Genomic DNA, 13515 nt, shown 5'->3' with positions numbered 1-13515 from the left:
CGTGGAATGGTAGCTAACCATTCCAGGGCTCAAGATACAAGGGAGCCGAAGGCGGACGAGGATGAGGACGGGGCAGTCCGGAGCGAAGGCTCCGGACCGCAATCGTGGGCGCGCGCCGTCAGGGCCACTGCGACGACGGGCGACCTACGAAGATCTATCAAGCTTCACAAAAATCCACGAAGCCGCAGGAAGACCTATGAAGCGCTACAAAATCTACGAACCCGCACGAAGACATAAGAACACCCACAGCCGCCCCAAAAATCTCACCGCTTCAACGACTCCCAACTTTTCATCAACCGCTTCACCGACACCGGCATCGGCGTCCGCAGCTCCTGCGCAAACAACGCCACTCTCAGTTCCTCCAGCAGCCACCGAAACTCATCCAATCGAGGATCAGGCGCCCCCTTCAGTGCCGACCGAGCCCGTTGATACTGCGTCACCAGCGGCGCCATTTCGGCAACCAGCTTCGCGTCGCGACCCGGGTCTGCGCGCAGCTTGTCGATGCGCGCCACCGCTGCCTTCAGATAGCGCGGATAGTGCGACAGCTGCGCATACGGCGTATCGCGGATGAACATCTTTGGCATCAACGCGCCAATCTGCTGCTGCAGATCCGCGTATGCCGAAGCGTGCGGCTTGGCTTGTGGCAGCTTGCGTTGCAGCGCTGCGTATTCAGTCAGCACCGCCCCAGCCAGCCTGGCCACCTCTTGCGCCAACAACCCCAGACGGCCCTTGCCTTCCGTGCGGCGGGCCTCGAACTGCTGCTCGTTCACCGGCCACGGTTCCGCCAGGCAGGCCTGCCCCAGCGCGCAATCGATGATCTGGTCGCGCAGTTCTTCCTGCGTGCCCAGCGTCATGTACAGCATGCTGATCTTGGTAAGGTCCGCCAGGTTCTTTTCCAGGAATTTCACCTGCTCGCGCAAGCCCAGCCGGAACAGCTTCAACAAACCGGCGCGATGGTGCTTGCGCGCCTCGTCCGGGTCGTCGAACACATCCAGATCGCAATGCGCGCCACGGTCCACCAGCGCCGGATAACCGATGACGGACTGGCCGCGCCGCTTGATCTCCATGATCTCGGGCAACGGCCCGAACGACCACGTCGTCAGGTTTTCATGCGCCAGCGCCTGGGCGACTTGCGTATCGCTGGCCGCCAGTTGCTGGAACGTCGCCTGCGCCTGCTTGCCGAATTCCGCGCGCAGCTGCGCCAGATTTCGGCCTGCCGCCAGCATGCGGCCGTGCTCGTCGACCACGCGGAAGTTCATGAACAAGTGAGCCGGCAACGTCTCTAGCTTGAAGTCGCCCACGGCCGGGCGCACCTGCACCTGGTCCCACATATCCGCAATGATCGCGTCGACCAGACCTTGCTGCGGGTCCGCCTGCCGCTCAAACCAGCGGTCATAGAAACCGGCGGCGTAATCGGGCAGCGGCACGCAATGGCGGCGCAGCTTTTGCGGCAGCGACTTCAGCAGCAGATGAACCTTTTCCTTCAGCATGCCCGGCACCAGCCACTCGCAGCGGGCCGGGTCAATCTGGTTCAACGCGAACAGCGGCACCGACAAGGTCACGCCGTCACGCGGCGAGCCCGGTTCGAAGTGGTAGTCCAGCGCCATCGACACGCCCTGCCATTCCACCTTCTTGGGGAACACATCGGTCGTGACGCCGGCGGCTTCGTGGCGCATCAGCTCGTCGCGGGTCAGCATCAGCTTCGCTGCCGCCGCCTTGTCCAGGCTGGACACCCACTTTTCCAGCGACGTCGTCTGCGAGATATCGGCGGGCAGTTGGCGGTCGTAGAAGGCGAAGATCAGTTCGTCGTCCACCAGAATGTCGGGGCGGCGCGTCTGATGCTCGAGCTTTTCGATGCCGGCAATCAGCTTGCGGTTGTGCGCCACAAACGGCAGCCGCGTGTCGATCTCGCCCGGCACCAGCGCCTGACGAATAAAGAGCTCACGCGCCTGCGTCGGGTTGACCCGGCCGTAATGGATGCGACGGCCCGTGTAGATCGTCAGCCCATACAGCGTGGCGCGCTCATTGGCCACCACCTGCCCGGCCTTCTTTTCCCAACGCGGGTCTGACCAGTTTTTGCGGATCAGATGGGCGCCCACCTTTTCCAGCCACACCGGGTCGATCCGCGCCACGCAGCGCGCATACAGGCGCGTCGTTTCGACGAGTTCAGCCGCCATGATCCAGCGCCCGGCCTTCTTCACCAGGCGCGAGCCGGGGTGAATATGAAAGCGGATCTCGCGGGCGCCTTGGTAGTGGCCGCCCTCGTCGCTCTTGAAACCGATATTGCCCAGCAAGCCGGACAACAGCGCCAGATGCAATTGTTCGTACGTCGCTTCCGCCTGATTGACGCGCCAGCCCTGCTCGCCCACCAAGGCAGACAGCTGCGTGTGCACGTCGTGCCATTCACGCAAACGGATCGGCGACAGGAAATTCTGGCGCAACAGATTCACGAGTTTGCGCTGCGACGCCTTGTGCTGCACCTGCTCGCCGTACCAGCGCCACAGTTTCAGGAAGGAAATGAACTCCGACTTGTCATCGGCGAACTTGGCGTGTGCGGCCTCGGCCGCTTCGCGCTCCTGCATGGGGCGGTCGCGCGCGTCCTGCACCGACAGCGCCGACGCAATGATCAGCATTTCCGACAGGCACTGGTGTTCGYGCGCGGCCAGAATCATGCGGCCGATGCGCGGGTCCACCGGCAGCTTGGCCAATTCGTGGCCGGTTTCGGTCAGCACGAAAGACGCGCCAGTGCGCGTGGTATCCGCGTCGTCGTCCGCCGCCGACGCCAGCTCAATCGCGCCCAGCTCTTGCAGCAAGTGGTAGCCGTCGGCCACGGCGCGCCCAGGCGGCGCTTCCACAAACGGGAACTGCTCGATGTCGTCCAGCTTCAGCGCCTTCATCCGCAGGATGACGGACGCCAGCGACGAACGCAGCACTTCGGGGTCGGTGAAGGCGGCGCGGTTATTGAAGTCCAGCTCGTCATAGAGCCGGATGCACAGACCTGGCCCCACCCGGCCGCAACGGCCGGCGCGCTGATTGGCCGACGCGCGGCTGATCGGTTCGATCCGCAGCTGTTCGACCTTGTTGCGCCAGGAATAACGCTTGATGCGCGCCAGGCCGCTATCGACCACGAAGCGGATGCCCGGCACCGTCAGCGACGTTTCCGCCACGTTGGTGGCCAGCACGATGCGCCGCGCGTTGGTACGCGGGTGAAAAATCTGCTCTTGCTCGGCCTGCGACAAGCGCGCATACAGCGGCAGCACCTCGGTGCCGGCGGGGTGGCGCTTGCGCAAGGCTTCGGCGGATTCGCGGATTTCGCGTTCGCCGGGCAGGAACACCAGCACGTCGCCCGGGCCATGGCGCGCGCACTCGTCCACCGCGTCGACGATGGCGTCGATCAGGTCGCGTTCCTCGTCGCCCGACATGCGCTCGCGGTCACGGTCGCGGCCCGGCTTGGCGGCGGGCGCGGTGTCGTCCTCGGCCATTTCCTCGCGCACGGGGCGGTAGCGGACCTCGACCGGGTACAGCCGGCCCGACACTTCGATCACCGGCGCGGGCTTGTCTTCGGACGCCGCAAAGTGTTTGGCGAAGCGCTCGGCGTCGATGGTGGCCGACGTGATGATCAGCTTCAGGTCCGGGCGGCGCGGCAGCAACTGCTTCAGGTAGCCCAGCAGGAAATCGATGTTCAGGCTGCGTTCGTGCGCCTCGTCGATGATGATGGTGTCGTAGCGGCGCAAGAGCGGATCGCGCTGCGACTCGGCCAGCAGAATGCCGTCCGTCATCAGCTTGATCGACGCGTTCGGACCGGTGCGGTCGTTGAACCGCACCTGATAGCCCACCACTTCGCCCATCGGCGAGTTCAGTTCTTCGGCGATACGCTTGGCCACCGACGTCGCCGCCAGGCGGCGCGGCTGGGTATGGCCGATCATCTTCTGGCGGCCACGGCCCAGCTCCAGGCAGATCTTGGGCAGCTGCGTGGTCTTGCCCGAGCCGGTTTCCCCGCTGACGATCACGACCTGGTGGCCGGCGATGGCGCGCGCGATCTCCTGCCGCCGTGCGCTGACGGGCAGGTCTTCGGGGTAGGTCACCACGGGGATGGGGCGCTCGGGCCGGGGCGTGCCACGGGACTCGTTCCGGGGCGCTTTCTGGCCCCCGGATTGCGGCGCCGGCGTTCTGGGCGCCCGCGGGCTGGAGGATTCAGGCATGTAGGATTTATCCAATTAGCCCGACATTATAAATTTCTGGCGATTTCGCGCCTGGGCCATCCGGCCACTCGCAGCCCGTGCCCAAATGCCGCCGCTACAGCAGCTTGCCCGGGTTCATCAACTGGTTGGGGTCCAGCGCCCGTTTGATCATCAGCATCAGATCCATCTCTACGGGCGACTTGTAGCGCCGCAGCTCGTCGCGGCGCAACTGCCCCACCCCGTGTTCCGCGCTGATGCTGCCTCCGCGCTGCGCCACCAGATCGTGAACGCGGCGGTTCAGCGCGGCCGTCAATCGGGCGTGTTCCGCGGGCGCGGTGTCCAGCGGCAACAGCACGTTGTAATGCAGATTGCCGTCGCCGATATGGCCAAAATTCACGATGGGCAGATGGGGAAACTCAGACATCAGCGCCAGGTCGGCCTCTTCCACAAAAGCCGCCAACCGCGAAATGGGCACGGCGATGTCGTGCTTGACGGCCTTGCCCGCCCGAACCTGCGCCTGCGAAGTGCCTTCGCGCAATCGCCACATCGATTGCGCCTGCGTGTCGTTCGTGGCAATCACGCAACCCTGAATCACGCCGGCTTCAAGCGCCGCGCCCAGCGCGGATTCCAGCATGGCCGGCAGACCGGACGGCTCGGTGTCGGACAGTTCCAGCAACGCATAGTACGGATGACGCTCGCTCAGCGGATTGACCGCGCCGCTGACATGGGCCACGACCAAGTCCAGGCAACGCGCCGACATCATTTCGAACGCGGTCAGCCGGTCTCCACAGGCCGTCTGCAAACGCGTCAGCAGGCTGACCACCTGCTCGGGCGAGTCCGCCCCGACCCACGCGGTGGCGCGCCCGGCCGGCGCGGGAAACAGCTTCAGCATGGCGCCCGTGATGATGCCCAGCGTGCCTTCCGAGCCGATGAACAGGCTTTTCAGGTCGTAGCCGGTGTTGTCCTTGCGCAGCCCGCGCAGACCGTTCCAGACCCGGCCATCCGGCAACACCACTTCCAGGCCCAGCGTCAGATCGCGCGTATTGCCGTAACGCAGCACCGCCGTGCCGCCGGCATTCGTGGCCAGGTTGCCGCCGATGGTGCAGCTGCCTTCGGAACCCAGGCTCAGCGGAAATAGCCGCCCCACCCCGCGCGCGGCCTGCTGCATGTCGGCCAGCAGCACGCCGGCATCGGCGCAAAGCGTGTTGTTGACCGGGTCCACCTCGCGGATGCGCTTCATGCGATTCAGGCTCAGGATCACCTGCGCGCCGCTGGCGTCTGGCGTTGCGCCGCCGCTCATGCCAGTGTTGCCGCCCTGCGGCACCACCGGCGTACGGCTCTGGTGGCACAACCGCATCACCGCCGAGACCTCGGTGGCGTTGCGCGGGCGCACCACTACGGGCGTGCCGCCTTGCCATTTGCCCAGCCAATCCCGCACGTAAGGCGCCTGCCCTTCCGCATCCAGCACCAGCCCGCTATCGCCCACCAGATGCGATAAGCGTTCGATCAATTCCGGGTTGCGCATGGGGGCCTCAGGCGCCGTGCCAATTGAGCCGGATGCGGCCGATGGCCATGGCGGCGGCCGCCTGCGTCGGCTCGACCACGGGCACCCCCAGTTCGGCTTGCAGCCAGCCGCGGTAGTCGGCCATGCCGGCGCAGCCCAGCACCAGCACGTCGGCCAGGTGCTCGTCGCGCAGGCGGCGGCCCACTTGCAGCAGCCGTTCGCGGGTGCGGGCCACGTCCGACAATTCCACCACGGCCAGGTCCAACGGCAACTCGGCGGCCACGCGCCCCGACAGCCCGGCTGCGCCAAACAGCCGGCCGTGGCGCGGCAGCGACTGGCGCAGGATGGCGATCACGCCCACGCGCTGGCCCAGCGTCAGCGCGGTCAGCATGCCGCATTCGCTGATGCCCAGCACGGGTTTGGCCGTGACTTCGCGCACGGCGTGCAGGCCCGGGTCGCTGAAGCAGGCGATGACGTAGCCCGCCGCAGCCGCGCCATACTCGGCGTCCAGTTCGCGCACGCGCCGGGCCAGCGGCAAGGTCACGCTTTCCACATCCATCTGCGTCTGCACGCCGGCCGGGCCTTCGGCCAGCGTCAGGCATTGAATGCGGGGGCCGCCCTCCATCCGCAAGGGTTCAAGCGCCGCATCGAAGGCGTCCGTGACGGCCTGGGTGGAATTCGGGTTGATGACAAAAAGGGTCTGTTCCATCAGGGGCTTTTCCATCAGGGTCTGTGCCATCCGTCCTGGGCGAGCGACTGGGCAAGGGATTGGTCAAAATACGGCGTCAGTCTAGCTGCGCCGCCGCATAAGCATCCAATGTCAATTTGTGCGCTGCCCTTAACCCTTTGTTATGCTTTTGCGACCCCACCCCAGCGTGTGCGCCATGCAACTGAACTTGCGACAAATCGAGGTATTCCGCGCGGTCATGACGACCGGCACAATCAGCGGAGCAGCCAAACTCTTGTTCGTTTCGCAGCCCGCCGTCAGCCGCCTCTTGTCGCACACCGAACAGCGATTGGGGTTTGCCCTGTTCGAGCGCATCAAGGGCAGGCTCTACCCCACGCCCGAATCGCGCCAGTTGTTCCGTGAGGTTGAAGCGGTGTATGCCGGCGTGCGGCGCGTGGGCGAGCTGGCCTCCGAACTGGCTGAACGCCGCAGCGGCATTTTGCATCTGGTGTCCAGCCCCAGCATCGGCCACATGCTGATTCCGATGTCCATCACGCGTTTTCGCGAAACRCATCCCGATGTGAAGATCACGTTCCAGCCGCTGACCCAGCAGCCCCTGACGCAGATGCTGCTGGATAACCGCGCAGAGCTGGGCGTAGTGATTTTGCCTGTCCAGCACCCCAACCTGCTCACGCAAGCCATTGGCCAGGCGCGCCTGGTCTGCATCTGCCCGTACAACCATCCGCTGGCGCACCGCTCGCTCTTGTCCATCGCCGATCTGCTGCCGTATCCGCTGATTTCGTACGGCGGCGACACGCCCTTTGGCATGCTGGTTGAACAGATGTACCAAGAGGCCGGACACACCCGCCGGCTGGCGGTGGAAGTCAGCTCGCCGCAGAACGCGTGTTCGCTCGTGCAAGCCGGCGCCGGCATCGCCATCGTGGACGAATTTTCGGTCAAGAGCCGCACGCAGGGAGACTTCGTCGTGCGTCCGATCAACCAGGCAAAGATCCTGACGGCGAACCTGGTGCAATCGCGATTCGAACCCTTGTCTCAGCTGGCGCAAGCCTTCGTGGATGTCTTGCGGCACACGCTGCAAGAACAGGGTTTTGAGCTCTCGAATCCCGTCCAGGCAAACCCTGCCCAGGGTAAACCTTGACTTAACTGGGTGTTATACCCAGGCAATAAAAAAGCAAGTGGAGTTCTAAAACATCCGCATTAGGATGACATCCGAAACGCTGTTTTCGCTTTCGGTTTTCACGCATCCTGACGGAGAGATGATGGCTGACTCCATCGACGCCAAAGGCGTCTTCACCATTTGCCCCACGCCCTTTGACGACGCCCTGAAGGTGGATGCCGACAGCATCCGCACGCTGGTCGATTTCCTGTTGGAAACGGGCGTGACTGGCCTGGCCATCCTGGGATTCCTGGGCGAGCTGCACAAGCTGTCCAACGCAGAGCGCCGGCAGGTGCTGGAGACCTTCGTCAACCATACCAACGGCCGCGTGCCGGTGTGGGTAGGCGTGCGCGCCCACGGCATCGCAGGCGCCATCGAGCAGGCGCGGGAAGCCCAGGACATGGGCGCCGCCGCCGTCTTCGCCGCACCGCTGGACAACGCCAACGACGCGCTGCTGTTCGACTACTACAAGGCGGTTGCCGACGCCGTGAAGATTCCGGTCGTGATCCATGACTTTCCGGACTCCTTCGGCACCGAGATCCGCCCCGAAGTCGTGGCGCGGCTGGGCCGCGAAGGCGGCGTGCACATGATCAAGATGGAAGAGCCACCCGTCGCGCAAAAGATCAGCCGCATCCGCGAACTGGTGCCTGACGAAGCCATGAAAATCTTCGGCGGCCTGGGCGGCGTGTACTTCCTGGAAGAGCTGCAACGGGGCGCCGTGGGCACGATGACGGGGTTTGCGTTTCCCGAAATCCTGGTGGCCATCTACGAGCGCTACGCACGCGGTGACAAGGCCGGCGCTGCCGCCATCTTCGACCGCTATTGCCCGCTGATCCGCTACGAATTCCAGCCCAAGATCGGCCTGGCGCTGCGCAAGTATGTGTACCAGCGCCGCGGCGCCATCAAAAGCTACGCCTTGCGCGCGCCCGGCATGCGCATCGACCCGGTTACCGCCGCTGAACTTGAAGCCACCGTTGCGCGTGTGGGCCTGTCGCTGGCCGCCACCGGCCGCCAAGCCGTTCAAGACTAAAGGGGTTCGACATGGATTTGGGAATCAAGGGCAAGCGTGCGCTGGTGTGCGCGTCCAGTAAAGGGTTGGGCCTGGCCTGCGCGTGGTCGCTGGCGCGCGAAGGCGCCGACGTGGTGATGGCCGCGCGCACCGCGGCCACGCTGGATGCGGCGGCCGACGCCATACGCAAGGATACGGGCGCGACCATCGTCACCGTGGCTGCCGACGTCACCACCGAAGCAGGAAGGCAAGCGCTGCTGGCGGCCTGCCCCGAGCCCGACATTCTTGTCACCAATGCCGGCGGCCCCAAGCCGGGAGATTTTCGCGAATGGTCACGCGAGGACTGGATCGCGGCGCTGGACGCCAACATGCTGACGCCGATTGCGCTGATCCGCGCCACGGTAGACGGCATGATCGCGCGCCGGTTCGGCCGCATCGTCAACATCACGTCGGCCGCCGTGAAGATGCCCATCGACATTCTTGGCCTGTCCAACGGCGCCCGCGCCGGCTTGACGGGTTTTGTGGCGGGCCTGGCGCGCCAGACGGTGCGCCACAACGTCACCATCAACAACCTGCTGCCCGGCCCGTTCCTGACTGACCGTCTTCGCCAAACCGCCGAGCGCGCCGCGCGCGACGGCGGCAAAACCGTGGATGACGTGCTGGCGGCAAGACTGGCCACGGTGCCTGCCGGCCGCTACGGCGACCCGGCCGAATTCGGCGACGCCTGCGCATTCCTGTGCGGCGCCCGCGCCGGTTTCATGACCGGGCAGAACCTGGTGCTGGATGGCGGCATCTACCCCGGCACGCTCTGACTCCTTCTTACCCTTGCAGCCCCCCATGACCGACACCGCCCCCTTTGACCTGACCATCCGCAACGGCCGCATCAGCACGGCCACCGACACCTTCACCGCCGACATCGGCGTGCGCGATGGCGTGATCGCGGCGCTGGGCCAGGGCCTGGCGCCCGGCAAGCGGGACATCGACGCGGCCGGCCGCTGGGTGCTGCCCGGTGGCATCGACAGCCATTGCCACGTCGAACAGCTGTCCGGCATGGGCATCATGTGCGCCGACGACTTCTACAGCGCCACCGTGTCGGCCGCGTTCGGCGGCACCACCACCATCATTCCGTTCGCGGCCCAGCATCGCGGCAACCTCTTGCCCGACGTCGTTTCCGACTACGCCCGCCGCGCCGCCGAGAAGGCCGTCATCGACTACGGCTTTCACCTGATTCTGTCGGACCCGACCGAACAGGCGCTGCAACACGACCTGCCCGAACTGATCCGCAACGGCATCACCTCGTTCAAGGTCTTCATGACCTATGACCGCTTGAAGCTCGACGACTACCAGCTGCTGGACGTGCTGGAAGTGGCCGACCGCGAAGGCGCGCTGGTGATGGTGCATGCCGAGAACAACGACATGATCCGCTGGGTGGCGCGCCGCCTGGCCGAACGCGGCATGACCGCGCCCAAATACCATGCCGTGGCCCACACGCCGCTGGCCGAAAGCGAAGCGACCAACCGCGCCGTGACCTTGGCGCGCATGATGGACGTGCCGATCCTGATCGTGCACGTGGCGGGCCAGGAAGCGGTGCGCGTGGTGCATTCGTCGCAGGCGCTGGGGCTGCCCATCCATGCTGAAAGCTGCCCGCAATATCTTTTCCTGACGGCGCAAGACATCGACCAGCCCGGGCTGGAAGGCGCCAAGTTCTGCTGCAGCCCGCCGCCGCGCGATCCGGCATCGCAAGAAGCCGTTTGGCAAGGGCTGATCAACGGCACGCTGCAATTGTATTCGTCGGACCACGCCCCCTACCGGTTCGACGCCAGCGGCAAGTTGCCCAAGGGGGAAGACACCACGTTCAAGGATGTGGCCAATGGCGTGCCCGGCCTGGAAGTGCGCATGCCGCTGCTGTTCTCCGAAGGCGTGCTGGGCGGCCGCCTGAGCATCGAACGCTTCGTCGCGCTGACCGCTACCAACCACGCCCGCACTTACGGCCTGTACCCGAAGAAAGGCACGATCGCGGTGGGCGCCGACGCCGACATCGCAATCTGGAACCCGGAACGCGAGGTCACCATCGGCACCGCCATGCTGCACGACAACGTGGGCTACACGCCCTACGAAGGCAAGACGGTGCGCGGCTGGCCGGAAGTGGTGATCAGCCGCGGGCGCATTGCCGTTGAAAACGGCGAACTGCAAGTGGCGCGCGGCAGCGGCCAGTTCATCAAGCGCGGCACGCCGGAACCTGTGCTGCGCCAGCGTTTGAACGGCAACCCGGACGCGCTGGTGCGCAAGTACTTCAGCAGTGCCAGCCCCAGCGCCGCCCCTTCCAACACGTAACGCGCCCGCCAACTCCAACGAATAAGGAACCCCTGATGAGCAAACGTCCCTTTGGCCTGGCGGTCGCGCAGATGGGCCCGGTGCAGCCTGACGAAACCCGGCGCCAGGCCGTGGCCCGGCTGCTGGCCATGATGCGCGAGGCCCATGCGCGCGGCGCGAAGCTGGTGGTGTTTCCGGAGCTGGCGCTGACGACGTTCTTTCCGCGCTATTGGATGACCGAAGAAGAGGCCGTGGCCCGCTACTTCGAAAAGGAAATGCCGGGCCCCGATACCCGCATCCTGTTCGACACCGCGCGCGAGCTGGGTATTGGTTTTTATCTGGGCTATGCCGAAGTTGCATCCGACGGGCGCCGGTTCAATACCAGCATCCTGGTTGATACGAACGCGCGCATCGTCGGGCGCTATCGCAAGATTCATCTGCCGGGGCACAGCGACCACAAGCCGCAGGCGCCGTTCCAGCATCTGGAAAAGAAATTCTTTGAAGTCGGCAACGAAGGCTTCAACGTTTGGGAAACCCTGGGCACACGCATCGGCATGTGTCTGTGCAACGACCGCCGCTGGACGGAAGCCTGGCGCGTGCTGGCGCTGCAAGGCGCCGAGGTCGTGGCGCTGGGATACAACACGCCGTCATTGAATATCCACTGGAATGAACCGGTCCACTTGCGCATGTTCCACCACCTGCTCAGTTTGCAGGCCGCCGCGTATCAAAACGCGGTGTGGGTGGCGGCGGCAGGCAAGGCCGGCGTGGAAGACGGCAGCCACCTGATCGCCGGATCAGCCATCGTCGCGCCCACGGGCGAGATCGTGGCGCAGGCACAGGGGGAGGAGGATGAGGTGATTTTTTGCCAGGCTGACCTGGCATTGGGAGACACCTTCAAGCAGCACATCTTCAACTTCGCCGCCCATCGGCGCCCGGAACACTATGGCTTGATTCTTGAGCGCGTGGGAGCCGGGCCGGCGCTGGGCAAGACGCCTCTTCCCTAAAGGACCCGCCATGAACCGCAACTCCCGCATTTTCTCGTTCGCCAGCCGCTGTGGCCTGACCCTGCTGCTGGCCGGCGCTGGCCTGGCGCACGCCGCCCAACCGCTGACGACAGGCGTGGACGCCACCTTTGCGCCGCACGCCATGCCCAAGCTGGGCGGCGGCCTGGACGGCTTCAACATCGAACTGGGGCAGGCGCTGGCCAAGCAGCTGGGCACCACCATCACCATCGAAGGCACCGAGTACGCCGCGCTGATTCCGGGGCTGAACGCCAAGAAGTATGACTTCGTGCTGGCGCCCACCACGGCCACTGAGGAACGCGCCCGCGCGCTGCTGTTTTCCGAGGGCTACCTGAACACGGACTACACGTTCGTGATCGCCAAGTCCGGCAAGGACATCTCGGGGCTGGACGACCTGAAGGGCCGCAAGCTGGCGGTCAACAAGGGTTCGGCCTACGAGAACTGGGCGCGCGACAATGCCGCCAAATACGGCTTCAAGTACGACGTCTATGCGTCCAACGCCGACGCCGTGCAGGCAGTGCAGTCCGGCCGCGCCGACGCCAACCTGGCCGGCAATACGGTTGCAGCCTGGGCCGCCAAGCAGAACCCGGCCGTGCGCACCAGCTACACCATCAAGACGGGGCTGGTCTGGGCGCTGGCGTTCCGGCTGGACGACAAGGAAGGCCGCAACCGCGTGTCGTCCGCGCTGAAGTGCCTGAAGCAGGACGGCACGGTGTCCAAGCTTGCGCAGAAGTGGTTCGGCTTCACGCCCCCGGCAGGCGCGGCCGCGGTGACGGTCACTCCGGGCCAGGGCGTGCCGGACCTGCCCGGCTACGACGCCACGCCCGTCGAACTGCGTTGCAGCTGAGCCCGCGCCCGCCAACCAGGAGCCACACGATGGACACGCCTATCCTAAAAATCGCCGGGCTGCACAAGTCCTACGGCGACAACGCGGTGCTCAAGGGTATCGACCTGGAAGTCAAACGGGGCGAGCTGGTCTTCATGATCGGCCCGTCCGGCTCGGGGAAAAGCAGCCTCTTGCGCTGCTGCAACCGGCTGGAAGAGCCCACGGCCGGCAGCATCCATGTCGATGGCGATGAAATCACCGCGCCCGCCGCCCCGTTGAACCGCATCCGCCAGAACATCGGCATGGTGTTTCAGCACTTCAACCTGTACCGCCACATGTCGGTGCTGGGCAACATCACGCTGGCGTTGCGCAAGGTGCAGAAGCTGGCGCGGGCCGAGGCGGACCGGCGCGGCATGGAAGCGCTGGACCGCGTCGGCCTGGCCGACAAGGCGTCGTCGTTTCCGGATCAGCTGTCTGGCGGCCAGCAGCAGCGCGTGGGCATTGCGCGGTCGCTCGCGCTGCGGCCCAAGGTGGTGCTGTTTGACGAGCCCACCAGCGCGCTGGACCCCGAGCTGGTGGGCAGCGTGCTGAACGTCATGCGCGAATTGAAGAAAGACGGCATGACGATGATGGTGGTCAGCCACGAAATGGGATTCGCCAAAGCGGCGGCCGACCGCGTCGTGTTCATGGACGGCGGCGTGATTGTCGAGCAAGGCCCGCCGCAGGACGTCTTTGGCGCCCCCCGTCAACCCCGCACGCAGGCATTCCTTGCCCGCATGGCGGAACATGCCGCCTAGCGCGCAGCTGGTACGTATT

The 13515-nt window shown here is 65.3% G+C and carries 10 protein-coding genes; 7 read left to right on the top strand and 3 right to left on the bottom strand.

Annotation, left to right across the window (positions count from 1 at the left end; translation table 11 throughout):
- Window positions 1-263: 263 nt before the first annotated feature.
- The 3 genes from hrpA to AC1DSJ_RS29625 all read right to left on the bottom strand — a co-directional run bounded on the left by hrpA (window position 264) and on the right by AC1DSJ_RS29625 (window position 6394).
- On the bottom strand, window positions 264-4202 hold the full coding sequence (gene hrpA / locus AC1DSJ_RS29635; protein WP_476760454.1) for an ATP-dependent RNA helicase HrpA: 3939 nt from the start codon (window positions 4200-4202) through the stop codon (window positions 264-266).
- Between the two features lie 94 nt (window positions 4203-4296).
- Entirely contained in the window at window positions 4297-5706 is a 1410-nt protein-coding gene (locus AC1DSJ_RS29630) for an FAD-binding oxidoreductase (protein WP_441372716.1), read from the bottom strand.
- A 7-nt stretch (window positions 5707-5713) separates the two neighbouring features.
- Window positions 5714-6394, bottom strand: coding sequence for an aspartate/glutamate racemase family protein (locus AC1DSJ_RS29625; RefSeq protein ID WP_441372715.1), 681 nt, complete (start codon window positions 6392-6394; stop codon window positions 5714-5716).
- 175 nt (window positions 6395-6569) lie between these two features.
- Here AC1DSJ_RS29625 and AC1DSJ_RS29620 point away from each other — a divergent pair, with 175 nt between their 5' ends.
- The 7 genes from AC1DSJ_RS29620 (at window position 6570) to AC1DSJ_RS29590 (ending at window position 13496) form a co-directional block, all read left to right on the top strand.
- On the top strand, window positions 6570-7511 hold the full coding sequence (locus AC1DSJ_RS29620; RefSeq protein WP_054428104.1) for a LysR family transcriptional regulator: 942 nt from the start codon (window positions 6570-6572) through the stop codon (window positions 7509-7511).
- Between the two features lie 121 nt (window positions 7512-7632).
- Window positions 7633-8559, top strand: a complete 927-nt coding sequence (locus AC1DSJ_RS29615; protein WP_441372714.1) for a dihydrodipicolinate synthase family protein — start codon at window positions 7633-7635, stop codon at window positions 8557-8559.
- Window positions 8560-8570: 11 nt separating this feature from the next.
- Window positions 8571-9350, top strand: a complete 780-nt coding sequence (locus AC1DSJ_RS29610) for an SDR family oxidoreductase (RefSeq protein WP_054428105.1) — start codon at window positions 8571-8573, stop codon at window positions 9348-9350.
- A gap of 25 nt (window positions 9351-9375) precedes the next feature.
- Complete coding sequence (gene hydA, locus AC1DSJ_RS29605; RefSeq protein ID WP_054428106.1) at window positions 9376-10872, top strand: dihydropyrimidinase; 1497 nt, start codon at window positions 9376-9378, stop codon at window positions 10870-10872.
- 35 nt (window positions 10873-10907) lie between these two features.
- On the top strand, window positions 10908-11855 hold the full coding sequence (locus AC1DSJ_RS29600; RefSeq protein ID WP_054428107.1) for an N-carbamoyl-D-amino-acid hydrolase: 948 nt from the start codon (window positions 10908-10910) through the stop codon (window positions 11853-11855).
- A 10-nt stretch (window positions 11856-11865) separates the two neighbouring features.
- A complete protein-coding gene (locus AC1DSJ_RS29595) occupies window positions 11866-12720 on the top strand; it encodes a transporter substrate-binding domain-containing protein (RefSeq protein WP_054428108.1) in 855 nt (284 codons plus the stop codon).
- 29 nt (window positions 12721-12749) lie between these two features.
- On the top strand, window positions 12750-13496 hold the full coding sequence (locus AC1DSJ_RS29590) for an amino acid ABC transporter ATP-binding protein (protein ID WP_054428109.1): 747 nt from the start codon (window positions 12750-12752) through the stop codon (window positions 13494-13496).
- Window positions 13497-13515: the final 19 nt, after the last annotated feature.

The organism is Achromobacter sp. 01N37 (genome assembly GCF_056399725.1).
This window is presented reverse-complemented; position numbering and strand designations above follow the sequence as displayed.

Excerpts from the sequence above, each read along its gene's own strand:
- AC1DSJ_RS29630 (WP_441372716.1), bottom strand. The coding sequence starts at position 5,706 with ATGCGCAACCCGGAATTGATCGAACGCTTATCGCATCTGGTGGGCGAT.
- AC1DSJ_RS29625 (WP_441372715.1), bottom strand. The coding sequence starts at position 6,394 with ATGGAACAGACCCTTTTTGTCATCAACCCGAATTCCACCCAGGCCGTC.
- AC1DSJ_RS29615 (WP_441372714.1), top strand. The coding sequence starts at position 7,633 with ATGGCTGACTCCATCGACGCCAAAGGCGTCTTCACCATTTGCCCCACG.
- AC1DSJ_RS29610 (WP_054428105.1), top strand. The coding sequence starts at position 8,571 with ATGGATTTGGGAATCAAGGGCAAGCGTGCGCTGGTGTGCGCGTCCAGT.
- hydA (WP_054428106.1), top strand. The coding sequence starts at position 9,376 with ATGACCGACACCGCCCCCTTTGACCTGACCATCCGCAACGGCCGCATC.
- AC1DSJ_RS29600 (WP_054428107.1), top strand. The coding sequence starts at position 10,908 with ATGAGCAAACGTCCCTTTGGCCTGGCGGTCGCGCAGATGGGCCCGGTG.
- AC1DSJ_RS29595 (WP_054428108.1), top strand. The coding sequence starts at position 11,866 with ATGAACCGCAACTCCCGCATTTTCTCGTTCGCCAGCCGCTGTGGCCTG.
- AC1DSJ_RS29590 (WP_054428109.1), top strand. The coding sequence starts at position 12,750 with ATGGACACGCCTATCCTAAAAATCGCCGGGCTGCACAAGTCCTACGGC.